Annotated in this window: 19 protein-coding genes and 4 tRNA genes; 15 read left to right on the top strand and 8 right to left on the bottom strand. The window is 45.2% G+C overall.

Annotated features, from left to right (window positions below; genetic code table 11):
- Positions 1-3: 3 nt before the first annotated feature.
- The 6 genes from ACZ5V1_RS10900 to ACZ5V1_RS10875 form a co-directional block, all read right to left on the bottom strand.
- A complete protein-coding gene (locus ACZ5V1_RS10900; protein ID WP_464388862.1) occupies positions 4-333 on the bottom strand; it encodes an EF-hand domain-containing protein in 330 nt (109 codons plus the stop codon).
- A gap of 325 nt (positions 334-658) precedes the next feature.
- Positions 659-734: transfer RNA gene (locus tag ACZ5V1_RS10895), tRNA-Asn, on the bottom strand.
- A gap of 133 nt (positions 735-867) precedes the next feature.
- Positions 868-1569: a hypothetical protein gene (locus tag ACZ5V1_RS10890; RefSeq protein WP_464388861.1), complete on the bottom strand. Its 702-nt coding sequence runs from the start codon at positions 1567-1569 to the stop codon at positions 868-870.
- Positions 1570-1899: 330 nt separating this feature from the next.
- Positions 1900-1975: transfer RNA gene (locus tag ACZ5V1_RS10885), tRNA-Asn, on the bottom strand.
- A gap of 355 nt (positions 1976-2330) precedes the next feature.
- Positions 2331-2406: transfer RNA gene (locus ACZ5V1_RS10880), tRNA-Asn, on the bottom strand.
- A 318-nt stretch (positions 2407-2724) separates the two neighbouring features.
- Positions 2725-2800 (bottom strand) — tRNA-Asn (locus ACZ5V1_RS10875).
- Between the two features lie 284 nt (positions 2801-3084).
- Between ACZ5V1_RS10875 and lysS the strand changes: the two genes are divergently transcribed.
- From lysS to ACZ5V1_RS10810, 13 genes are all read left to right on the top strand, one after another.
- Entirely contained in the window at positions 3085-4590 is a 1506-nt protein-coding gene (lysS, locus tag ACZ5V1_RS10870; protein ID WP_464391620.1) for a lysine--tRNA ligase, read from the top strand.
- Positions 4591-4599: 9 nt separating this feature from the next.
- Positions 4600-5826 (top strand): lipoprotein-releasing ABC transporter permease subunit, encoded by a 1227-nt coding sequence (locus ACZ5V1_RS10865; RefSeq protein ID WP_464388860.1) that lies wholly within the window; start codon positions 4600-4602, stop codon positions 5824-5826.
- Positions 5826-6515 (top strand): ABC transporter ATP-binding protein, encoded by a 690-nt coding sequence (locus ACZ5V1_RS10860; protein WP_464388859.1) that lies wholly within the window; start codon positions 5826-5828, stop codon positions 6513-6515. The genes ACZ5V1_RS10865 and ACZ5V1_RS10860 overlap by 1 nt, the downstream gene beginning before the upstream one ends.
- Positions 6499-9186, top strand: a complete 2688-nt coding sequence (bamA, locus tag ACZ5V1_RS10855; RefSeq protein ID WP_464388858.1) for an outer membrane protein assembly factor BamA — start codon at positions 6499-6501, stop codon at positions 9184-9186. Before ACZ5V1_RS10860 ends, bamA begins: the two co-directional genes overlap by 17 nt.
- A gap of 163 nt (positions 9187-9349) precedes the next feature.
- Positions 9350-11113: an N-acetylmuramoyl-L-alanine amidase gene (locus tag ACZ5V1_RS10850; RefSeq protein WP_464388857.1), complete on the top strand. Its 1764-nt coding sequence runs from the start codon at positions 9350-9352 to the stop codon at positions 11111-11113.
- 308 nt (positions 11114-11421) lie between these two features.
- A complete protein-coding gene (locus ACZ5V1_RS10845) occupies positions 11422-11976 on the top strand; it encodes an OmpH/Skp family outer membrane protein (RefSeq protein ID WP_160716430.1) in 555 nt (184 codons plus the stop codon).
- Between the two features lie 15 nt (positions 11977-11991).
- Positions 11992-13002, top strand: coding sequence for a UDP-3-O-(3-hydroxymyristoyl)glucosamine N-acyltransferase (gene lpxD, locus ACZ5V1_RS10840; RefSeq protein ID WP_464388856.1), 1011 nt, complete (start codon positions 11992-11994; stop codon positions 13000-13002).
- 12 nt (positions 13003-13014) lie between these two features.
- Entirely contained in the window at positions 13015-13479 is a 465-nt protein-coding gene (gene fabZ, locus ACZ5V1_RS10835; protein ID WP_160716434.1) for a 3-hydroxyacyl-ACP dehydratase FabZ, read from the top strand.
- A 1-nt stretch (position 13480) separates the two neighbouring features.
- Complete coding sequence (lpxA, locus tag ACZ5V1_RS10830) at positions 13481-14272, top strand: acyl-ACP--UDP-N-acetylglucosamine O-acyltransferase (RefSeq protein WP_464388855.1); 792 nt, start codon at positions 13481-13483, stop codon at positions 14270-14272.
- A 79-nt stretch (positions 14273-14351) separates the two neighbouring features.
- Positions 14352-15188 (top strand): LpxI family protein, encoded by an 837-nt coding sequence (locus tag ACZ5V1_RS10825; RefSeq protein ID WP_464388854.1) that lies wholly within the window; start codon positions 14352-14354, stop codon positions 15186-15188.
- A 164-nt stretch (positions 15189-15352) separates the two neighbouring features.
- Complete coding sequence (gene thiM, locus ACZ5V1_RS10820; RefSeq protein WP_464388853.1) at positions 15353-16156, top strand: hydroxyethylthiazole kinase; 804 nt, start codon at positions 15353-15355, stop codon at positions 16154-16156.
- Positions 16156-16785, top strand: a complete 630-nt coding sequence (gene thiE, locus ACZ5V1_RS10815; RefSeq protein WP_464388852.1) for a thiamine phosphate synthase — start codon at positions 16156-16158, stop codon at positions 16783-16785. Before thiM ends, thiE begins: the two co-directional genes overlap by 1 nt.
- 46 nt (positions 16786-16831) lie before the next feature.
- Positions 16832-17146: a NifB/NifX family molybdenum-iron cluster-binding protein gene (locus ACZ5V1_RS10810; protein WP_160716444.1), complete on the top strand. Its 315-nt coding sequence runs from the start codon at positions 16832-16834 to the stop codon at positions 17144-17146.
- Positions 17147-17263: 117 nt separating this feature from the next.
- Here ACZ5V1_RS10810 and ACZ5V1_RS10805 read toward each other — a convergent pair whose 3' ends face one another.
- Positions 17264-19126 (bottom strand): sigma-54 interaction domain-containing protein, encoded by a 1863-nt coding sequence (locus tag ACZ5V1_RS10805; protein ID WP_464388851.1) that lies wholly within the window; start codon positions 19124-19126, stop codon positions 17264-17266.
- A gap of 286 nt (positions 19127-19412) precedes the next feature.
- Complete coding sequence (locus ACZ5V1_RS10800) at positions 19413-20552, bottom strand: aminotransferase class I/II-fold pyridoxal phosphate-dependent enzyme (RefSeq protein ID WP_464388850.1); 1140 nt, start codon at positions 20550-20552, stop codon at positions 19413-19415.
- Positions 20553-20753: 201 nt separating this feature from the next.
- Here ACZ5V1_RS10800 and ACZ5V1_RS10795 point away from each other — a divergent pair, with 201 nt between their 5' ends.
- Together ACZ5V1_RS10795 and ACZ5V1_RS10790 are read left to right on the top strand one after the other, a co-directional pair.
- Positions 20754-22187 carry a sigma-54 dependent transcriptional regulator gene (locus ACZ5V1_RS10795; protein WP_464388849.1) on the top strand — a complete coding sequence of 478 codons (1434 nt, stop codon included), beginning with the start codon at positions 20754-20756 and terminating at the stop codon, positions 22185-22187.
- Between the two features lie 167 nt (positions 22188-22354).
- Entirely contained in the window at positions 22355-24286 is a 1932-nt protein-coding gene (locus ACZ5V1_RS10790) for an aconitate hydratase (protein WP_464388848.1), read from the top strand.
- The last annotated feature ends 20 nt before the right edge of the window (positions 24287-24306 follow it).

Below are 24306 nucleotides of genomic sequence, written 5' to 3'. Positions count from 1 at the left end.
TGATTATTTCGTAGGAGGAGCAATGAGTTCAGGAGCACCGGAGCCCATTTTTCCTTTTCCGCCCATCATGCCACCCATCATACCGCCGCCTTTTTTCTCGCCGGTGTTATGGCCTGCCATAAATCCGTGCCATTCATCATGAGAGATTCCGCCGGACTTATCTTTATCAATAGTCTGGAACGCGAGCTCTTTCATGGAAGGGTAGGTTGCAGAAAATTCTTCCCAGCTAACGCTTTCGTCACTGTTTGTGTCCATTTTACCAAACTTGGCGTCAGCAGACACAGCGGTTGCAAAAATACAAATGAAAGCAAGGGCAAATAGAATTTTTTTCATGATATCTCCTTGTGCAGCAGGCTGCGTGTCGCAACACTGTGCAAGTTTATGCACGGGCACAGGGTATAGTACGGAAATGTGAGTACTATCCCTGCGTTATGTTTACTATAGTAAGCAGGAATACTGAAAATTCGTCATCCTGCAAATTAAACTTGGGTAGAATACGCAGTAATGAGCAGTGCGTCTACCGTGTATAAAAACTATACACCAAGATCTATAATCTATTTTTATTTTTAAATACAGTGAGTTGTGTTGTGGAGAGGAAGTTGGGGATATGTATTGGAAATAAAAAAAGCCCCTTTCTTGCGAAAGAGGCTATAAATTCTGGCTCCTCGAGTAGGACTTGAACCTACAACCTAGTGATTAACAGTCACCCGCTCTGCCAATTGAGCCATCGAGGAATATGTGTGCTTCGGTTTCCCTTAGCGCGAAAATGTGTTTACGGATTTGCTACGCGCCCGTCAACCAAAAAATACAATAAAAATGAAAAAAAAGAAAATATACCTGATGTCACCGGAGTTTCCTGTCGAAGTACTACCTTAATGGTGGTGGTGAAGAGGTTTTGTTAGCAGTCGTTGAGGTGATGGTGTCGGTGCTTGCTTTTGGCTTTTCACTGTACGGAGCCCAAGTCACGTAAGATTCACCTTTTTCATTTGTGAGAATATCAATAAAGATTCTTTCCCCGTTATCCAGAGTGCATGAGAGATGTCCTTCAGAAAAATCTTTAAAGCCTGAAAGCTTAACACATGTAGCGCCCAAGTAAGGAGCAGGAGTGTTAGGAGCTTGTAGTAGTTCAGTAGCTACGCTTGGAATCTGTTCTTTGATTATTTTATAGTCTGTAGTCAATAGGGTAAGGCTAATCGCCATCGCCGCGATTTGTATAACTATAGTTATGGTTGCGAGCCAAAATGGTGCCTTGCTTTTTTTAAGAATATTGCAGCGTTTCCATATATAAGGAAGGGCAAGAATTATCCATCCCCAGTGAGGTGGAGTGATGTCTCGATGCTTGAGCATTTTACGGTCAGCACTAAGAATAAACAATCCAATCCATGCGAGAGTCATCTCAGATAACCCGTCAAGTAGGGTGGTAGTCATGCTGATGATGAGGATGACCACTGGGTAAGCTACATAGCTCCATATATACGAATCACCGCTGGCAATGGCCTGCGCTTTTAGTCGTTCTTTTTTTTGTTGCTTCTTGTCCAGTACAGGTGCCAAAGGGGGAGCTAAGGACATGTGAGTCTCCTGACTATTGTGAAAATAGATAGTGTGAGTCGAATTTCTGCGGGGAATAGGTATTGGGATAAAGAATAGTGAAACCGATAACGTTAGTAAATATTTACGTCAACAGCAACTTTTGCAGGAAGTTAAATCGACTGCACTAGATTATGTTCTATTATTCATGCGTTAAGTTTGCATGGGGTAGGTATCTGGCATGTCTTTAGTTTTAGTGGTCTGGCAGAGGCTTTAGGAGGAAGTTGTTTAAGTGATATGCGAATTGTTCTAGTGCCAAATGTTTTTTGGACACAAAAAAAGCCTCTTTCTTGCGAAAGAGGCTATAAATTCTGGCTCCTCGAGTAGGACTTGAACCTACAACCTAGTGATTAACAGTCACCCGCTCTGCCAATTGAGCCATCGAGGAATATGTTTGCTTGAGGTGTTTCCCTCAGTGCGAAAAAGCTTTTATGGAAAAGAGCTCGCTGCGTCAAGCGGAAAAAAGAAAAAAGTTATTTTCTTTGAAAGTAGAGTGAGATGAGGGTGAGGCGAACGTGGACATGTTGGGCGTTGTTGTGGAGGGAGTCTGCATTAGGTGTAGCTAAGAGAGGAAAGATTCAGCGTGTTTGATTTCGTGGATGATACCTTTCGCAGGTATTCTTCTTACGCAGCTACAAAGGGAAAATATAGAGAATTGGCCGCGAAAGGAGGGTGTAGATGTTGTTGATTGATGTCATCGGACACAAAAAAAGCCTCTTTCTTGCGAAAGAGGCTATAAATTCTGGCTCCTCGAGTAGGACTTGAACCTACAACCTAGTGATTAACAGTCACCCGCTCTGCCAATTGAGCCATCGAGGAATATGTGCTGAAATGATCAGCGCGAGATTCTGTATACGGAGTCTGTGTGGCATCGTCAAGAGGAAAAAGAGAAAAACGCGTATTCATTGAAAAGATACACGCACGGTTTGCCTTTACTATATATTGTTAGGAGGAGTGAAGTTTTCTAAATAATAAAGGGTGGCTGTTGTGAAACTAACGTACTCTAAAATCTGGTGGAAAATGTAGAGGATAACTGTAGCAATTGGCAGTTTACGTAGTTCGCATCTGCGCTGTGCCGTGAGCACAGGGTTGAGGACACAAAAAAAGCCTCTTTCTTGCGAAAGAGGCTATAAATTCTGGCTCCTCGAGTAGGACTTGAACCTACAACCTAGTGATTAACAGTCACCCGCTCTGCCAATTGAGCCATCGAGGAATATGTGCTTGAGGTGTTTCCCTCAGTGCGAAAAAGTGTTTAGAGAAAACCTCAGATACCGTCAAGCCTTTTTTATGTTTCTGTAAAAAAAAATTGGAAAAAACAATTTTATGCTCAGAGATGAGAGGGTTCCTTGACGATTGCTAGTAATTGGAATAACCCTTCCCAATTCAGCAGTGATCGAATTCATTATACGGAGTGATCCCGTGAGCGAACAGGAACAGTCAAAACGTAAAAAGATAAAACTTCCCACTAAATCCAGCCAGGCTGATTACTTCATGCCTATGCTGGAAAGCTTCGTTGACCGTGACGAGTTAAACGAAGTGGTGAAGAATAGAGTGGCAAAGTCCTGCGACTTATTGGATGCAGGCATTCCTTTATACCCAAACGGGTTTTCAAAGGACCACGATTTTTCTCAAATTCGTGCAGAATATGAAGGACTTGATTCCGAAGAATTAGAATCCCTTACTAAGGAATTCTTCTGCGCAGGCCGTATTGTCGGTCTTCGTTCTTTTGGTAAAGTGACCTTTTTCCACGTTCTTGATAAAAGCGGTAAAATGCAGTGTTATGCTGCCCGCGATACTCTTGGTACTGAAGCGTACCAGAAGTTTAAGAAGTTTGACATCGGCGATATCGTTGGTGTTGTGGGTACATTGTTCCGCACTAAAACAGGTGAACTGACCTTAGACTGTAAGAGCGTTGAGCTTCTTACTAAGTCTATCCGTCCGCTCCCAGAAAAATATCATGGCCTTAAAGACGTTGAAATCCGATACCGTCAGCGCTACGTTGACCTTATCGTAACGCCTAAGACCCGAGAAATTTTCCGCAAACGTACTGCGATTGTACGTGAGTTCCGTAGATTTATGGAAGACAGAGGCTTCATGGAAGTTGAGACTCCTATGATGCATCCAATTCCCGGTGGCGCGACTGCTCGTCCGTTTGTCACCCACCATAACGCACAAGACCATGAAATGTTCATGCGTATTGCGCCGGAACTTTACTTGAAGCGTCTTCTCGTCGGTGGTTTCGAAAAAGTTTTTGAAATTAACCGTAACTTCCGTAACGAAGGTGTTTCAACACAGCATAACCCAGAATTTACCATGTGTGAGTTCTACTGGGCGTATGCAACTTTTAAAGATCTGATGGATCTTACAGAAGAGCTTTTCGGACACATTGCTAAGAAAGTATGCGGTTCTACCGTGATTACTTACCAGGGGCAGGAAATTGACCTGACTCCGGGTACTTGGCAGCGTATCGGCTTCCTCGAATCTTTAGAGGTTGTTGGTGGTCACACCAGCGAACTGTACGAAGATTACGACAAGCTTGCTGCGCATCTGAAAAGCCGTGGGGAAAAAGTACATAAAGGTGAGAAGCTTGCTAAGCTTCAGGCCAAACTGTTTGACCTTGATGTTGAGCAGGATTTGATTCAGCCTACTTTTATTTACAATTACCCAACAGACCTCTCCCCGCTTTCTCGCAAAAACGAAGATGATCCTCGTTTTACTGACCGTTATGAATTGTTCATGACTGGCCGTGAACTGAGCAACGCATTCTCTGAACTTAACGATCCTGTTGATCAGCGTTTGCGCTTCCTTGATCAGGTTGCAGAAAAAGAAGCGGGTGATGATGAAGCACATTACATGGACGAAGACTACCTTCGTGCCCTTGAATACGGCATGCCTCCGGCAGCTGGTCAGGGTATTGGTATTGACCGTCTCGTAATGCTTCTGACTGACTCACCATCAATTCGTGAAGTCATTCTCTTCCCACTCCTTAAACCGGAGAGTTAGCCATAGCTTATGAAATTTGAGTCCTTCATAGCGCTGAGATATCTGTTTGCGCGTCGTCAACAGTCTTTTATATCGGTTATTTCGATTATTTCTGTTCTCGGAGTTGCACTCGGTGTTGCTTCGCTTATCGTAGTTCTGGGTGTGATGAATGGTTTCACTAAGGACTTGAGGGATAAAATTCTGGGCGTGAATGCTCACGTAATTACCATGAGTGCAGCTGGCAATATGTCCGGCTATACTGAGTTGACGAAAGAAATTGAGGGTGTCTCCGGTGTAACCGGAGCCACCCCTTTTATTTACTCAGAACTTATGGCTTCCTCACCTCAGGGCGTGAAAGGTATTATTTTGCGCGGGGTACAGCCTCAGTCTGCGGACAAAGTGCTTACCATTCGCAAGTATATGAAAGACGGTGGTTTTCCGGATCTCGAACGTAAGGGACTCCCGGGAATTATCATCGGTAAAGAACTTGCCAAGCGTCTCGGTGTAGGCGTTGGGCGACGTATTAATCTTCTTTCACCTTCAGGCAAGAAAACATCACAGGGCTTTGTTCCGCGGGTTCGCAACTTCAGAGTTGTGGGCATCTACAAAACAGGCATGTGGGAGTATGACTCTTCCCTTGCGTTTGTAACACTTGATTCTGCACGAGAATTGCTCGGGTGGGATAACAATGCTGTCACAGGACTTGAAGTTTCTGTCAGCAATGTAAACAGTGCGGACACTGTCGCAAAAAAAATAACTGAAAAACTCGGTGGATATCCGTTCTATGCACGAAGCTGGATGGATATGAACGCCAATTTATTTGCTGCATTGAAACTGGAAAAAACCGCAATGGGCGTTATCCTTACGCTTATTGTGCTTGTTGGTTCTTTTTCAATTATCACCACTCTGGTCATGCTTGTTATGGAAAAAACCCGCGATATAGCAGTGCTTATGTCAATGGGCGCAACCAAAAAGCAGATTCGCAGGATATTTATGCTGCAGGGAACAATTATTGGAGTGGTAGGTACCGCTCTAGGATTTGCTCTTGGACTCGGGGTGGGCGAATTGCTCAAGCGTTATCAATTTGTACAACTGCCAAAAGGTGTGTACTCACTTGATAAGCTGCCGGTTATTTATGACTGGACAGATTTAGTGGCAATCGGAGTATCTGCAATGGTGCTTTGTTTTATTGCCACACTGTATCCTGCTAAGCAGGCAGCAAAATTAGAACCGGCAGATGCTTTGAGGTATGAATAATGTGCGCTGCACCGTTATATGAACTGAGGGGAGTGGGTAAGGACTATGATGGTCCTGCTGAGCTGCTGACGGTTATAAACAATTTAGACCTCGTTATTGAGCAAGGTGAGGCATTAGCCATCACTGGTGCATCAGGGTCAGGTAAAAGTACTCTCTTGCATCTCTTGGGGACCCTTGATATTCCTTCGAGGGGCGAATTGCTTTTCAATGGTAAAAATCTTGCGGAACTGACTGATGACGCGAAGGCTGTTCTACGAAATCGAGAAATCGGTTTTGTGTTTCAGTTTCATCATTTGTTGCCGGAATTTTCCACTATTGAAAACGTCGCTATGCAAGCAATAATAGGTGGAGTGACTAAAAAAGAAGCCTTTGAACGGGCCAGCGAGATGTTGCAACTTGTTGGACTGGGCGGGCGTCTTGAACATAAGGTCACAACACTGTCGGGTGGAGAAAGGCAGCGGGCAGCTATTGCTCGTGCAATACTCATGCGCCCCTCTGTTTTGCTTGCAGATGAACCCACCGGGAACCTTGATGAACGCACCGGCGAATCAGTTGGAGAATTACTTCTTCGACTAAATGATGAGCTGGGTATGACACTGGTAGTAGTTACGCATAATCCTGAACTGTCGGATATTATGCGTCGCCGTCTTGAACTGCGAGCTGGAGAACTTTATGTCCAAACAGTTTAGACCGTGCGTTGTCATGGTCTTCATGTTGCTTGCGCTGCTAATGGCTGTAAGCGCATCTGCTGCGCCACGGAATGGAATTCGGGTACTTGTACTACCTTTTGCGGTTAACTCAGGAGAAGACTTGAGTTATCTGGAAGATGGACTACCGGAATTGATCGGGGAGCGTTTAGCTGCAAAAAACTTTTCAATTGTTCCAAATGATGAATTGGAAGCACTTTTAGCAGAAAACTCTGTTTCCGAGCTTAATATTTCAATTGTTCGCGATTTGTCTTTGTTGTCTAACGCAGACTATGCTGTCTACGGTAGCTTCACACAGGTCGGGGAACAGCTTTCTATTGATGCACGTTTGGTAGAAGCTTACGGGCTTCAACCTGCGAAGCCTATCTACATTAATAAGACTGGACTTATTAATGTGCTTCCTGCTGTAGATGAGCTTGTTGCTCAGGCTACAAACGAGATGCTGCGTAAGCAGTCTATCTCTAATATTGTTATTCGAGGCACCAAAGTTCTGGATCCTGACGTAGTTCTTCTGCGTATGCGAATCCAGAAGGGTGATGCCCTTGACAGCAAGCGCGTTAACGAAGAAATCAAGCGTATTTACGGCCTTGGTTACTTTAGTGATGTGCAGATCAGCGTTGAGAAAAAACGTGATGGTAACGAACTTGTTATCACCGTTGTTGAAAAACCGAGAATCAATAACATCGTAATCTCCGGCTCTGATGTCGTAGATAATGATGATATCCTTGCTGCAATTAACTCTAAGCAGGGGGCTGTTCTTAACGAAAAGTTCCTTTCAGACGACATTGCACGTGTTCGTGATCTGTACAGAAAGGAAGGTTACTACCTTGCTGAAGTCGATTACAAAATTGAACGCGGTAGCACCGGTGCAACACTTACTTTCAATGTGAAAGAGGGTGAAAAACTTTACATTAAAGAAATCAAGCTCGAAGGTATCGAAAAGCTTGATGCTGATGATGTGAAGGAAGAACTCGCTTTGGCTGAACGAGGAATGTTCTCATGGCTCACCGGTACCGGTGTATTGCGTGAAGACTTCCTTGAGCGTGACGTTGCAGCTATTTCTGCATACTACTTGAACCGAGGTTTCCTTGATGTTCGAGTTGGTAACGGTCGCGTTGATTACGAAGAAGATGGTATTGTAATTACTTTCCCTGTTTCAGAGGGCGAGCGTTACAAACTTGGTACAATCACCTTTACAGGTGACCTTATTGAACCTGACGCTACCTACCTGTCCCTTATCGGACTGGATGAGTGGAAGGCTGAAGAAGAGTACCTTAACTACACCGTTCTTCGTGAAGACAGCACTAAAATTGGAGACTGGTACGCCAACTATGGCTATGCCTACGCAGAAGTTGACTTCGGCATTCAGCGCGAGGAAGGCAACATTGCAAACGTTGCCTACAAGATTAATAAAAAGAACAAAGTTTATGTTCGTCGTGTAGTAATGGAAGGCAACACTCGTACGCGTGATAACGTAGTACGCCGTGCTGTTGAACTGACTGACGGTGAACTCTTTAACGGTGACAAACTGCGTGACAGTAACCGTAAATTGAACAACCTCGGCTACTTCTCTGAAGCAAGCGTAAACCTCGTCCCAACTGAGACGCAGGATGAAGTTGACCTCAAAGTTAAAGTGAAAGAGAAAAACACCGGTTCTATTATGGCTGGTGTAGGTTGGTCTTCCTATGATGGGGTTGGTTTCTCCGGCTCAATCAAAGAAGATAACTTGTGGGGTAAAGGCTACAAACTTGCTTTTACTTCTAGCTTCTCTTCCAAAAAGACTTCCTACGACCTGAGCTTCTTGAACCCGAGTGTTTACGATAGTGATCTCTCATTCAGTGCCCGTACCTATATTACAGAAACTGAATATGACGATTACGATTACGACAAAACTGGTGGTAAGGTTAGCTTTGGCTACCCTATCGGAAAGTGGTCTCGCGTTTATGCTGGGTACCGTTTCGACCAGTACCAGATTACTGATGTAGATGACGATGCAAGTAACCTTATTAAAGAGCAGTCCGATGACGGCACTCGTTATGCAAGTGTTCTTAACGCATCCTTCTCACGTAATACCATTGATAACTTCCAGCGTCCGACCGCCGGTAACATCGTAACCTTCACTGTTAACTACGGTGGTGGCTTCCTTCAGGGTACTGATGACTTTATTAAAGTTACTGGTGAAGCTCGCCAGTTCTACGCCTTGAATGACGACCACGTATTAATGGCACGTGCCAAAGCTGGTGCATTGCTTCCGAATGGTGGCTCTCATGATGATATCCCAATCGTAGAACGTTTCTGGATTGGTGGTATTAACAGTGTGCGTGGTTACGATATCAACGACTTTGCTGTCCGTCAGGCTGATGGTGACAAGATCGGTGGTACACGTATGGCCTTCGCAAACTTCGAATACCAGTGGTATTTCGAGAATGATCTGGGTATGACTTTAGTACCTTTCTTTGACATCGGTATTGACTTTGATGATAAAGATGATGGTCTTACCTCCAACAAAGAATGGCTCTACAGTACCGGTCTTGAATTGCGCTGGCGTTCTCCAATGGGTGATTTACGCTTCGCATACGGTATCCCACTTGCTGATGTGAACGGGGAAGAACAATCTCCTCGCTTCGAATTTGCAATGGGACAGGCATTCTAAATACAGTTATGTAAAAGCGCGGCCTTATGGCCGCGCTTTTTTTTATGGTAAAGTATTTGTCGGGGTTGCACCCTGCGGCAGGTTCCAGTATCCTTATAATGATTTGTAACAGGTGGCTTTATTCTAACTTTGAACTTCAATGCGCGGACTAACTAGGAAAACTATGCTAATTACCAGAAAAAAGGGCATGCTCTGTTTGCCTTTGCTTCTTCTTATACTTCTTCTCTCAGTTACAGATTCCTACGCCAGTATTAGCCGGGACTACCAAACCGCGTTGAATCAGTTCAGATCTCTTGTTAAAAATCCTAAACAAGCACGCTATCGTTCCAACTGGAAGAGGTTGGAAGACAAATTTATTGCTATTTATCAGGCTAACCCAGATGGTTCCTACGCTCCCAAGGTTTTGTACTACATGGGGCGTGTGAACGAAGAACTAGCAAAACGCTCGTACCTTCGTTCAGACTATCAGGCGTCGGTTGACTATTATAACCGATGCGCAAAGCGGTTTACCAAGCATTCCTGGACGGACGATTCGTTATTCCGACTGGCACGGATTCAATATTACAATTTGAATCAGGCTGCAGAAGCAAGGCGAACGTTAAATACAATTCTGAGGAAATACCAATCCGGTGATAAATACAAAGAAGCGCGAGCCCTCCACCGTAAAATTATTGCTGAGGTTCGTAACTCCCGTTCTTCAGTTGCATCCAAATCTACCACTAAAAAGAAGCCTTCGAAGCCAACGCCTTCAAAAGTAAGAAAAACCAACAGGTCATCTCGTAATGTTGCGCTTAAAGGTATCCGTTTTACGAGCAGTAATGATTACACCCGTGTAGTTATTGATCTGAGTGGCGAGACGAAGCATCAGTATAAGTTCTTAAATGCTGACCCTTCCCGAAATTTACCTTTCAGACTCTATATTGATCTGGACAAAACCGTTCCGACTCAGTCTGTTAAGGACGAATTAAAAATTTACGACGGTATCTTACGAATGATTCGTGTTGGCAAGCCTGTTCCTAGCACAAGCCGTGTTGTGCTTGATTTCGAAGCAGTGCAAAAATATACCGTCTTCGCCTTAGAAAACCCTTACAGGGTAGTTGTGGATGTCTCTGCTCCTAAAGATGGAAAGATGAGCCATCCTCCGGTGGATTTGTCTAAAAAGGTTTTAGTGCATAAGACTAAAAAACCGTCACGCACAATTCCGACATCCCGTAAGATTCCTGATCTTGTTGAGCAGCTCGGTTTGACCGTAAAAACGGTTATGATTGATGCAGGACACGGCGGGAAAGACCCCGGTGCATCCCGAAATCGAATTCGCGAAAAAGATTATGTTCTTAAGACTGCGAAAATGTTGGGTAAAAAACTTAAGGCAAAAGGCTTTAACGTGTTGTATACACGTTCCACAGATGTTTTTATTCCACTGGAAGAACGTACTGCTAAAGCGAATGTGCAAAAGGTAGATTTATTCGTTTCACTGCATATTAACGCCAACAGAAAAACGAGCGTAAATGGCATTGAAACATACTACTTGAACCTTGCCAGATCAAAAAGTGCACGTCGTGTTGCTGCTCGAGAGAACGCAATCACAGAGAAACGCATTAGCGATTTACAGTTTATTTTGACCGACCTCATGCTCAACTCCAAAATGCAAGAGTCTAAAGCTCTAGCGGAACTGGTTCAGAAGAGCATGGTTAAAACGGTACGTGCAAGAGGCTGGAAATCTAAAAGCAACGGAGTACGAAGTGCGCCGTTCTACGTTCTTATGGGCGCAAAGATGCCATCCATTCTTGTGGAACTGGGGTATTGTTCAAACAAAACAGAAGCAAAGCGATTACGAAACAATTCGTACTTGAACCTGTTGGCAGCAGGCATTGCTAATGCATTGAGTACCTACAGACATAATTTGAAGAACTATGCAGCGATGTAGCTGTTGGTAAATAATACGAGGCAAGGTCGATTTCTCACTGACAGCTCATGGAGTTTTTGTGTAGTACTGACTTTTGATAAATTAGTGCTGTAATATGGGGTTTATTTTATTTCATAGCAGACAATTTACTTCGGTAGCGCAGCGTAAGCCTCGTACTGTACCTGCTGTTACTGTTTGAGTGGCAAGAACGCGCAAGTTCTTGACTGTGGAATATGATGAAGCTATCCACTCAATCCACTTGATAGTTTTTATTGATGATTAATTGATTAACATGTTGTTAAGTAACGAAATTTTTTTAGGAGCATTCAATGCGTAATATTCTTTTAGCGGTAGTGGCTTGTACCTTCCTTTTTGCTTCACCTGCAGTAGCTGCAAAATACGGTGAAGTTGATTTCGGAGTCATCGCTAAAGATTCTGAACCAGCATTGGCAATCACCAAAGCTATGAAGCAGACTTTCGGCGCTGAAGACAAGAAACTTAGAGACGATAAAGTTGCTTTTGATGCAAAAGTAAAAGAATTCAGCGTGCAGAGCCAGGCTCTTTCCGAGGACGCAAAGAAAGAAAAAATCACAGTGCTTCGTAAAGAAGAAAGAGCTCTTGCACAGCGTCAGCAACAGTTTGTACAGCGCGCACGTGCAGCAGAACAGTCTGCTCTTCGTGATATGTCTGCTCTGATGCTTGAAGCTACTCGCGAGTTCGGTCAGAAAAACGGCTACGAAATGATTATTGCAAAAGCGCAGGGCGCAGTTTTGTACATCAAAAAGCCAGTAGACGTGACCAAGCAGGTAATGGTTGTTGTAAACCGTTTGTACCGTGCTAAACTCGAAAAAATTAAAGCTGCTCAGAAAAAAGCTAAAAAATAAGGAATACGGTTAAGCATGCTGCTTTCTACAATCGCACAACATCTTGGTCTTGAGTTTGCTGGTGAAGATCTTGAAATTACAGGTGTAAACACCCTAGATGATGCCCTGGAAACAGAACTTAGTTTTTTAGCTAATCCTAAGTACGCGTCTAAGCTTTCAGAAACTAAAGCTGGTGCAGTTGTTTGTACTGCCGATCAGGTAGAGAATGTTCAGCGCGCGCTTATTAGTGAAAATCCGTATTTCGATTTTGCTCGTTGCGTTGCTATTTTTGCTAAGCCGCAAGGTGAGATGAAGGGCGTTTCTGAACTGGCTTTCATCGACCCAACTGCAACAGTTGCTGATGACGTAACCGTGTATCCGCATGCCTTCATTGGCCCGCGTGTTACTATTGGTTCCGGCACCGTTGTTTTCCCGGGTTGTTACATCGGGGAAGATTCAACTGTTGGATCTGATTGTCTTCTGTACCCAAATGCTGTGCTCATGGCAGAAACTACTCTTGGCGATGATTGCATCGTTCATGCAGGGGTTGTGCTTGGTGCTGATGGATTTGGCTTTGCTCCAACAGAATATGGAGTGCAGAAAATTCCACAGATCGGTAATGTAACAATCGGTAGCGATGTTGAAATTGGTGCTAACTCCACCATTGACCGCGCAGTGCTTGGTTCTACAAGTGTCGGCGACGCAACCAAAATTGATAATCTTGTTATGCTCGGGCATAATGTAGAAATGGGCAGTAACTGCCTTATTGTGTCACAGGTGGGTATTTCCGGTTCTACCAAAGTTGGTAACGGTGTTGTTATGGCAGGACAGGCTGGCATTGCCGGTCACCTGAACATTGGCGACGGCGCAACTGTGGGACCGAAAACTGGAGTAGGAAAAGACATTCCGGCAGGTGTAACCATGGCCGGTATGCCAGCGATGGAAAAGGGGATTTTCATGCGTCATACAACTCTTTCTCCTAAAATTCCTGACCTGTTTAAGCGAGTAAAACAGCTCGAAAAAGAAATCGAAGCGTTGAAAAAATAGAGGTACACAACAATGACCGCCACCGATAAAAATAATCTCGATATTCGTCAGATCCTTGATCTGCTTCCACATAGATATCCTTTCTTACTTGTAGACCGTGTTTTAGACTACACTCCGCTTGAGTCTATTGACGCGTACAAAAACGTGACAATGAACGAGCCTTTCTTTCAGGGACACTTCCCTGGCATTCCTGTAATGCCGGGTGTGCTCATTATGGAAGCGCTTGCTCAGGCTGGCGGACTTCTCGTGCTGAAAAGCACAGATATGCCGCTTGAAAACAAGTTGTTCCTTTTCACAGGCATGGAAAAAGTTCGTTTCCGCAAGCCTGTGTACCCTGGTGATAGACTTGAACTTAAGTGTCGTCTTATTCGTCACAAGTTGAAACTGTGGAAAATGGAAGGCAAAGCATATGTTGATGGTGTGCTTGCTGCACAAGCAGAAATGACAGCCGCTATCATGAATAAGGAGGATATGTAGCGTGGCTACTGAAATTCATCCTTCCTCTTTTGTTGCGCCAAGTGCGAAACTGGGAGAAGGGGTTGTTATTGGTCCTTGCGCCGTTATCGAAGATGATGTCATCATCGGCGATGGTACAAAGATCGACGCTTTTGCATCTGTAAAGCAGTATACCCACATGGGTAAGAATAACCATATCCACTCCTATGCGGCAGTGGGCGGTGTTCCGCAGGATCTTAAATATCACGGTGAAGTAAGCTGGTTAAAGCTCGGCGATAACAACACCATTCGTGAATTTGCTACTCTGCATCGTGGTACTGAGGACGGCGGTTTTAATACCGTTGTTGGCAGTAACAACCTCATGATGGCGTACACACACGTTGCACACGATTGTATTCTCGGTGACAATATCATCATGTCTAACAACGCAACTCTTGCGGGACATGTTCATGTTTCTGACCATACAATTATTGCAGGTCTTTCTGCTGTGCATCAGTTTGTTCGCATTGGCAAACATGCATTCGTTGGCGGTATGACTGGTATCGGGCAGGACTTACCTCCGTATATGCTTGCTACCGGTAATCGTGCAGGTGTTCATGGTCCTAACTTGGTTGGACTGCGTCGCCTCAAAGCTCCTCGTGAAGTCATTCGTGCGCTCAAAAATGCATATAAACTCATCTGGCATTCCACGACTCCTCGTAAAGAGGCTTTGGAACAGCTGGAATATGAATTTGGCAACTTTACTGAAGTTCTCGAATTCGTAGATTTTGTACGCAAGAGCGAACGTGGTATCTTACCATCGTATAGCGAATAGGCTACACAGTCGGATCGAAATGTTAAGAAGGAAGGTGTAGTGCCTTCCTTCTTTTTTTAAGTCTATGGAGCAAATAGATATGGCAGCATTACAAGAGCGAATTGGGATAATTGCAGGCGCAGGACAATTTCCTGAGCTGGTAGCCCAAGGTGCCCGCGAGGAAGGTCTCTCTGTTATTATGTGTGGCTTTGTCGGTCATACAGACCCGGCAATCGAGAGCGAAGCTGATGTCTTTGAGATGCTCCATCTGGGTGCTCTTTCCAAGCTGATACAATTTTTTAAAAAAAATGGTGTCACCCGCGTATGTTTTGCAGGGGCAATTAATAAGCCCAAAGCGTTGGATATTCGTCCGGACTTACGCGCAGCAAAAGTTTTGTTGAAGATTCGTTCTAAAGGCGATGATGTTCTTTTGCGCGGTGTGTTGGATGAGTTGGAATCTGACGGGTTGCACATTGTTCAGGCTGCTGAACTTGTACCGAACTTACGCGGACCTGCCGGAGTACTCACAAAGAAAAAGCTGACAGACAAACAGCGTGAAACTCTTGCATACGGCATCCCTGTAGGCGAGCAGATTGGCAGTATGGACATTGGCCAGTGCATTGTTGTACGTGAGCAAATGGTCATTGCTGTAGAATGCTTAGAGGGCACAGATGCAACCATCAAGCGCGGTGCTGAGCTTGGCGGAAAGGGCTGTGTCGCAATTAAACTGTTGAAACCAAAGCAGGACGAACGCATTGATTTGCCTGCGTTGGGTTTAAATACAGTTCAGAATTTGGTGGATGGCGGGTATAGTTGCCTGGCTTTCTATGCAAACAAAACATTATTTTTTGATAGAAAAGAGGCTATTGCACTGGCGAATAAGCATGAAATTGCCATCGTGGGTGTAGATGAGGACTTTATCAATAGTCTCAAGTAAAAAGTCTACTTTTTCAGTTCCTTGACGGAACGAGCAGTATACAGTGTCATTTTGATGTAGTATACTGGTTGTTCCGTTTTTTATTTGCAATATAGTAGCTTACGAGTAAACTATTTACTATTCTAATAGTTGAGACACGCAACGTCATTATAGGAAGGTGCACTATGTTTTCACTTAATACTGTTTGGGACAATGTAGATAAAGTGCGTGGCAGTGGGCCTGTTGTGCATAGTATTACAAACTATGTTGTCATGAATTCAACCGCGAATGCTCTCTTAAGTGCCGGCGCCTCTCCGATCATGGCTCATGCAAAAGAAGAATTGGAAGAGCTGATAACTCTTTCGGGCTCTCTCGTAGTTAATATAGGTACATTAAGCGGTACTTGGATCGAAAGCATGCGGCTTGGTGCATCTATTGCCGCCGCAAACTATAAACCTGTAGTGCTCGACCCCGTCGGCGCAGGGGCTTCACAATTGCGTACAGAAACTGCCATCTCCTTGTTAGAAGAGGGTGGTATTTCTCTGGTTCGCGGAAACGCTTCAGAAATTATGGCACTTGCCGGAACAGGAGCTTCAACTCGTGGTGTGGATTCCTGCAATGATTCCAGTGAGGCAGAAGTCAGTGCTGTAGCTTTAGCGAAAAAGTATCGATGTACGGTTGCTGTCTCCGGTTGCATAGACGTTGTGACGGACGGTAAGACAGTTTACAATATTATAGGCGGAAGCGAATACATGCCCCTTGTTACAGGTATGGGTTGTATTGCTACCGCAATTTGTGGCGCACACCTTGCGATCTGCGAAGATAGTTTTGCCGCAGCCATCTCCGGTATGGGATGTATGGCAGCAGCGGGTGGGCTTGCTGAGGTGGCATCAAACGGACCTGGAACATTTGCTGTCCAGTTCATAGATGCTCTTCATAATGTTACTGAAAACGACATAAACAGACTTGTCGAAGTGAGGGTTGTGTAATGAGACAGGGTGCAGATTTCTCACTTTATCTGGTAACAGATAGTAGCCGTTGTACAATGATGCCGCTTGAAGAAACCGTGGCTGCTGCGGTGCGTGGCGGTGTGACGATGGTTCAGCTACGTGAAAAGACATTGGAAACAAGAAAGTTTGTGGAGTGCGCGCGTCAACTTCGTGCCTTATTGGCTCCGCTCGAAATTCCGCTTATTATTAATGACCGTGTGGATATTGCACTTGCTGTACGTGCAGATGGTATTCATGTGGGACAAACTGATATGCGTGTGCAGGATGTACGTGCATTAATTGGTGGGGATGCCATTGTGGGTATCACTGTAGAGACACCTGAACAGATTGAAGAAGCGAATGCTCTTGATATCGACTACATTGGTATTTCTCCTGTTTTTTCTACCCCATCAATCCCGCGCAATGTTAAGCCGTGGCAAATCCCCGGTGTTAAAAAAGCTCGTAGCCTGACAACTCTTCCAATTGTCGGATTTGAAGGAATTACTACTGCAAATGCGGCGCAGGTTATTGCTGCCGGTGCAGATGGGGTTGCCGTTGTATCTGCAATTTGTGGCGCATTATCGCCAAAAGACGCAGCAGAGGAATTACGCAAGGCAGCTTTTGTATAGACAACGTGGTAGTTTGTGAAACTACCCACAGTTCTGTGAGGGGTATATGAAGATTGCTGTGGCGGCGAAGAAAAGAAACGATATTTACGTTGTAGAACCAGTATTCGGTCGTGCCGACATGTTTGTTCTGGTTGAACAGGAAAATGATGCGCGCGTTGTTCAAGCTAACCCTTATAGGGATGACCCCGAAGCAGCAGGGCGCAAAGTCGCTCAGTGGCTTATAAAAGAGGGCGTGAGTACTGTCTTATGTGGAGATGTCGGAGCTAAAACCCGTCTTTACTTGAGCGAAGGTGGTGTGTTTTCCGGTATCGGATATGATGGCACCGTGGATGAAGCGCTAGAGAGATATTTCGCTTCGTAAGGTTGAGTGAATCTCATTCTGCTCGTAGTTTGTGTATAAAAGCGACGCATCGTAAAGACGATGAGTCGCTTTTTTCTTGCACTTTTTACAAACCAACGACGAAGGAAGATGATGTTTCTATTTTTTTTCGATGCCTAGCTTCTGCATACGTGAGCGGAGGGTGGTTGGTTTGATGCCCAGTAGCTCTGCTGCACCGCCGTTGCCTTGTACTCGCCAGTTTGTAGCTTCCAGTGCCTGCTGAATGTTTTCGCGCTGCATGGCCATCCATTCAATTTCGGTAATAACATCCTGCGGGCGCGGGGCAGATGCTGGCGGTGTTGCTGGGCTGTGATCGGACGAATAGGTGTGCACATTCATTTCAATCGGCGGTGTCGCGTTGCTGTTGTCCTGAATATAAAATTCCATACTACCACTATGAGACATAATTACTGCACGCTCCACAACGTTTTGCAATTCCCTTACGTTCCCGGGCCAATTGTAGCCTTGAAGTTTCTCAACATGGTGTGGCTTCAAGCGAGGAGCAGTTATGTTCATGCGATTTGCCGCGAGATTGATGAAGTGACGGGCAAGAAGCGGAATGTCGTTACGACGTTCACGAAGCGGTGGTACGTTGACCGGAAAAACAGATAGACGGAAATATAGATCCTGCCGGAAACGGCCTGAGGCAACTTCTTTAGTCAGGTCTTTGTTTGTCGCGGCGATGATGCGTACATTAACTTTTTTGGAGCGCTCGTCGCCAACAGGTTCAAATGTTCCTTCCTGCAAAACTCGGAGAAGTTTTCCCTGAAGTTCTAGCGGGATTTCTCCTACTTCATCAAGGAAGAGTGTTCCGCCGTCTGCAAGCTGAAAGCGACCGACTCTATCACGGATTGCACCGGTAAAAGAGCCTTTCACGTGACCAAAGAATTCACTTTCAAAAAGCTCATGCGGAATTGCTGAACAGTTCACTCGTACAAAAGCATTTTGACTGCGGGTTGAACGATTGTGGATTGCGCCTGCCAATAATTCCTTACCGGTTCCGGATTCTCCAAGGAGAAGCACGCTTGCATCGGTTGGTGATACAACGCCGATTTGCTCCATGACATGAGCAAGAGAGTCGGAATCACCAATCAGGTTGTCATCAAGGTGTTTTTCCTGAACAGCACGACGAAGAAGTTCGTTTTCTAGCTCAAGTTCTCCACGAAGCTTTTGAATTTCTCCAAAGGCGACTGCGTTAACTAGAGCGCGGGCAACGGTATCCGCAAAAATTTTGTGCATTTTCTGATGCATGGAATGCAGCTGTGCAAAAGGGCCAACCATTGGGCGATCGTAGAATGTAGAAAGAATACCAAGAAATTCGTCGTTGTACATGACGGGGAATGATGAGTAGGCTTGGTATCCTTCTTTTATAGCCCATGACGGACGGTTCCAGTCTTCAGGGGATGAGCCTATAGATGGTATCCCTTTTTGACATGAAGCAAAGATTGGTTCTGTAATTGGCGCAAGATCATATGTGCCCAGCGCGTGATTCCATCCCGAAGGCGTTGTTTCTTTAATGCCGGAAAACGCCACAAGCTTAAGCATTGTGTCTGCAGAGGGGTGAGGTGTTACAATGTCCGCCATTTTCTGCGTCGGTCGCAGCCAGAAAGCTCCCATTGTTACGTGGGTGCCTTTGTAGCCAGTGCTTGCCCGTTCAATAATTTTGGACGGGTCACGCTCATGCGCAACAGAGAGCATCAAATCCAGAAAGGGGGTGATGTCCAGAGAATTAAGCTTTGTCTGGAGCCTATTGTAGCTTTGAGGTCGTATTTTTTGCGGCTCCGGTTGGACATCCGGAGTTGAGGGCAGGGGAAAAGAGTCCTGCTTTGCATCTTCAGGCAGTGGAAAATCGCTGATAGTTACATCGCGACCTGAGAACGTAGTGCTAAAAAATCTTTCGGAGGATTTTTTTGTACTTTGTGCTTTCGCTTCGTCCTCTGATTTATTGCTTGATGGTGGCATTATATCTCTTCGCTCCATTATTTCGTTACGAAAATTCGTAATCAACGAAATTTCGTAACGCACCCGTCACATAGCGTCAACTGAAAAGTGTTGGTATTCGCTCAGTTGCTGTGAACACTGTTTTTGGCACAGGATGTGCTATTAGAAAGTAAAAGAACGGTAATACCGCTCTTTTCGGTGTCAACTCCGTGTGGTCCCTCGCTTCACGGAAATGATTCAGTCGCTTCATTTTTGACAAAAGCCCAGTGTTCCCCTCACTGGGCTTTTGTCGTTCTAAATGTTTTTCTTAACGGGTCGATACGTTGAGAGAAGCAGCCCAGTCATGCAACGCTGTAATAAGCGTTTCCCATTCTTCAGGTGTTTTAACCTGCATACGAATAAATCCCTTTTCTGTTCCTGGAATATTATCGCAAAGACGAACGAGAATGCTCTTTGTGAGTAAGAATTCGTAGAACAGTGCTCCATGTTCCGGGTTCTTCAGCTTACAGAATAGAAAGTTAACTCCGGAAAAAATGCAGTTTGCAGCAAAGACGTTTGTTGAACGTACTTCTTCTGTGAACATTGTCCGATATTTTCGCATTTGCGGAAGGCGACTCCGGTAGCGTACGATGTGCTGCAGAAAATGTAGACCAGCTTTCTGTGCGGAAGCCGTGACTGTCCAAGGCATTTTACCCTGTTTGAGCTTGGTCACTGTGTCAGGATCGCTCAAGGCATAGCCAAGGCGAACGCCTGTGCAGTAGAAAAATTTGGTAAAGCTGTGCATGGTGATGATGCTTGTGTTCTGTTTGCTCCATTTTCTGTATTGAGCTGTGTGTGTGGCATTATATTCAGGTGTACCATGCATGAATTCTCGATATGTCGAGTCTATCAATATATAAGGGCTTTGAATCGCCTGAATAATCTCCCGCATATTGGGATACGTAATGGTCGCGGGGTTGTTGGGTGAGCAAAGTACGACGAGATCGTATTTTTCTGAATTTGCAAAATCTGCTGAGTCCGGTACAAAACAAGTACCAGACGAGCAGGTGAGAACATCATATTCTTCTGCAAAAACAGAGCACGCCTTAGCGTATTCCGAGAACATGGGGCCGACGAGTAATACCCGCTTGGGTCTTATTTGCTGAAACGTAAGGAAGATTGTTTCGGTTGACCCGTGACCTACAACAATTTCTTGTTGTGAAACGGATTCGTGCGCTGCAATTGACGCTGCAAGCTCAGACGACCATGTGTCCGGATAATGATTATAGTCACTGTATGTACCCTGCATATTGGAGAAAAGAATTTCTTCTGTTATGTCACGACACAGGGAATTGGCATTACTTGAGAAATCTGCAATGTCGTTAAGTGCAGTGCCTGTTTCCCGAGCGATCCGAAACACTTCACCGCCGTGAGCGCCTTGTTGTTTGTGTGTTGTGGTATCTGTCATGATAGTAAAAAGTCTCCATATCTACGTAGTGCCTGTTACATGCATTGTAGCAAGTGGATGCGGGTATACGTGAAGTGCGTTTCTTTTAAAAGAGGGAGCATGAGACTACCAGTATAACAACACTTTGCTAATCAGATCAATTTGTGGCAGAGTTGGTCGCTCTTTAACTTCTGTTTTTTTGATGTCACCATAGAGGATTGCATGTCATCAAGACGTATACTTTTTCTTGCACCGGCTACTTCGATTACTCGTATTTTCCCCCAGCTTAAAGACGCAGGTTTTGAAGTAGGGCTTGCGGAGAATTATAAAGGCGCACTCGCATTTATCGCGAAGTCTCGTCCTGATGTAATTTTTTCCCGTCCTTCCCTATCCGGTTATTCTGTGGAAGAACTGCTGACAGCCGCCGAGGCGGACGCAGGCTTCCCATCTATTGTTGTGTTTTCTGATAAAGGAAACGCCAGCGAAGCTGAAAAATTTCTTCAAATGGGTGCACACGACTACTGGCTTGAACCGTTACTGTTTGAAAAAATATGTGCGGCAATACCTGAACAAGGCAAAAAGCCAAAAGCTGTTCCACCTACCTCCACCCTTGGTGGAAATAAAACTGCCATTCCGGTAACAGAGAAAGGGCCGACTATCATCGGTTCGAACCGCGCTATGCAGCGAGTACTGGCTCTTGCGCGGCAGGTTGCACCATCAAAAGCAACTGTTTTAATCTCTGGTGCCTCTGGTACCGGTAAAGAAATGTTCTCCCGTTATCTTCATGCGTATTCTGACCGTGGAGATAATCCTTTTATTGCAGTGAACTGCGCTGCATTGCCGGAACACTTGCTAGAAAGCGAACTTTTCGGGCATGAAAAGGGTTCATTTACTGGTGCGATTTCACGAAAACTCGGCAAATTTGAATTGGCGCATACAGGCACAATTCTTCTTGATGAGATTTCGGAAATGGACTTGGCGCTACAGGCCAAACTTTTGCGTGTTCTTCAAGAAGGCGAGCTTGACCGCGTTGGTGGTACTGAGACGATTAAAGTTAATGTCAGGGTACTTGCGACAACAAACCGTAATCTTGAAGAATGGGTTAAAGAAGGGCAGTTCCGTCAGGATTTATATTTCCGGTTAAATGTTATTCCGCTAAAACTTCCTTCTCTTGCAGAGCGTGGGGATGATGTTCTTGAACTCGCACATTTCTTTATTGATATGTACACGAAAGAATATTCGCTTCCGCCTGCTCAAGTTTCTGCTGAAGCAGTATCATGGCTAAGTGCATACGACTGGCCTGGTAATGTTCGTGAACTGCAGAACCTTATGGAACGTGCTGTATTGCTTGCTGGTGGCAACTCTATTGAACCTTGTCACTTTTTACTTGATCCGGATAACTGGCCGCTCTTTGAAGAAGAGGGAGCAGATGAGTGTACTACTCTAAGTGCATCTTCCGAATCGGGTAACGGCAATTGCAGCAACTTTAGCGGTAGCGTTATTCCCATTCATGAAATGGAACGCATACTTATTTTGAAAGGCTTGGAACAGACATCGGGCAACCGTACGCAGGCAGCTGATCTGCTGGGGATTTCTGTTCGAACCTTACGAAACAAGCTGAATGAGTACCGAAGTCAGGGAATGGAAATTCCTTAGACGAGAGCGCACACTCAACGTACTGACAGGGGATGGATTCGTTGTTCTTCGCAGATATCAGTGTATTCACGCCGACAACTCGGCGTGATGCGGCATATCGAATGTGACCAACAATATTGTTTGAACTATGAGTAGACAACTACTCGGAGCGAAAAGAGGAACAAGGGATGCCACAGAACGTAACTAAAAAGATTATTTCCGGACACTTGATCTCCGGAACTATGAGCGCAGGCAGCGAAATAGAGCTGCGTATTGATCAGACTCTTACACAGGATGCCACAGGAACGATGGCATGCTTGCAGTTTGAAGCTTTAGGTGTAGACCGTGTAAAGACAGACTTGTCTGTAAGCTACGTTGATCACAATACACTACAGATGGGATTCAGAAACCCAGACGATCACCGCTATCTTAAAACGGTTGCAGAAAAGTACGGCATTGTGTTCTCACCTGCCGGTACCGGTATCTGTCACCAGCTTCATCTTGAAAATTTTGGTAAACCGGGTGCAACTCTGGTTGGTTCCGACAGTCATACTCCTACAGCTGGTGGATTAGGTTCCCTTGCTATGGGTGCAGGCGGCTTATCCGTTGCTTTGGCAATGGCTGGCGAACCGTACACCATTACCATGCCGCAGGTTGTTCGTGTCTACTTAGAAGGCGAACTCACCGGCTGGGCATCTGCTAAAGATGTTATCTTGCATCTGTTAGGCAAGCTGACCGTTAAAGGCGGCGTTGGTAAAGTTTTCGAATTTGCCGGCCCCGGTGTAGCTTCCCTTTCTGTACCTGAGCGTGCTGTTATCACCAACATGGGGGCAGAGCTCGGCGCTACAACATCAATTTTCCCGAGTGATGAAAATACTCGCGAATTTATGAGCAGCATGGGACGTCTGGAAGACTGGACAGAACTTGTTGCTGATGAAGGCGCAGAATACGACGAAGAAGTTCGTATTATATTGAATGATCTTGAACCGCTTGCTGCGAAACCGCACATGCCGGATCAAGTTGTTACTGTTGCCAGCCTTGCCGGTTTGAAAGTTAATCAGGTTGCTATTGGTTCCTGTACAAACTCTTCCTATGCAGACCTTGCCTCTGTGGCAAACCTGTTTGCGGGTAAGCACGTTAAGTACGAAACTGATACTCTGATTAGCCCCGGTTCCAAGCAGGTGCTTAAAATGCTCACCCGTGAGGGCTTGCTCGAGAATATTATTGATTCTGGTGCTCGTCTTTTAGAGTGTTCATGTGGCCCTTGTATCGGAATGGGTGGTTCTCCTGTTTCTGAAGGTGTGTCCGTACGTACCTTTAACAGAAACTTTGAAGGACGTTCCGGCACCAGAGATGCACAGGTCTACCTTGTGAGCCCGTTGACTGCAGCTATGGCTGCATTACATGGTGAGTTCACAGACCCTGCAGGCTGGGGCGATGCTCCGAAAATTCCTGAGCTGCCAAAGACTGTACCGTCTATTCGGGACCAGTTTATTTTCCCACCGGAAGATGGTTCGAATGTTGAAGTTGTGCGCGGGCCGAACATCGTGCCGCTTGAACAATTCGCTTCTGTTGACGCTGACATTGATGCCAATGTACTCATCGTCGCCGGGGATAATATTACCACTGACCATATCATGCCTGCTGGTGCTGTTATCACAGCACTACGTTCTAATGTACCAGCGATCAGCGAGCATGTATTTGAGCGAATGGATGCATCATTTGCTACTCGCGCCAAAAGCACTTCAAACGGTGTAATTGTCGCTGGTGAAAACTATGGACAGGGTTCTTCAAGAGAACATGCAGCACTTGCACCGCGCCATTTGGGTGTTCGAGCTGTCGTGGCTAAATCTTTTGCACGTATTCACCGCGCAAACCTTGTTAACTTTGGTATTCTGCCGTTTATTCTGGTAGATAAAGAAGCATACGCAGAGTTTGCGCAGGAACAAAATATTGCAGTACCGGCACTTGCACTTGCAGCTGGCGAGTCTGTCGATCTCATTTTGTCTTCCGGAAAACGTGTAGCTGTTACAAATGATTTGACGCAAAAAGAACTGGATATAATTAGAGCAGGGGGTCTGCTCAATTACGTCCGTTTCTCTAAAAGGCGTGAAGCCTAAGCGTGGGCTTTACCATATCC

The organism is Halodesulfovibrio oceani subsp. galateae, from assembly GCF_055397225.1.
The sequence above is the reverse complement of the archived record's forward strand: the minus strand, read 5'-3'. Positions and strand labels throughout refer to the sequence as shown.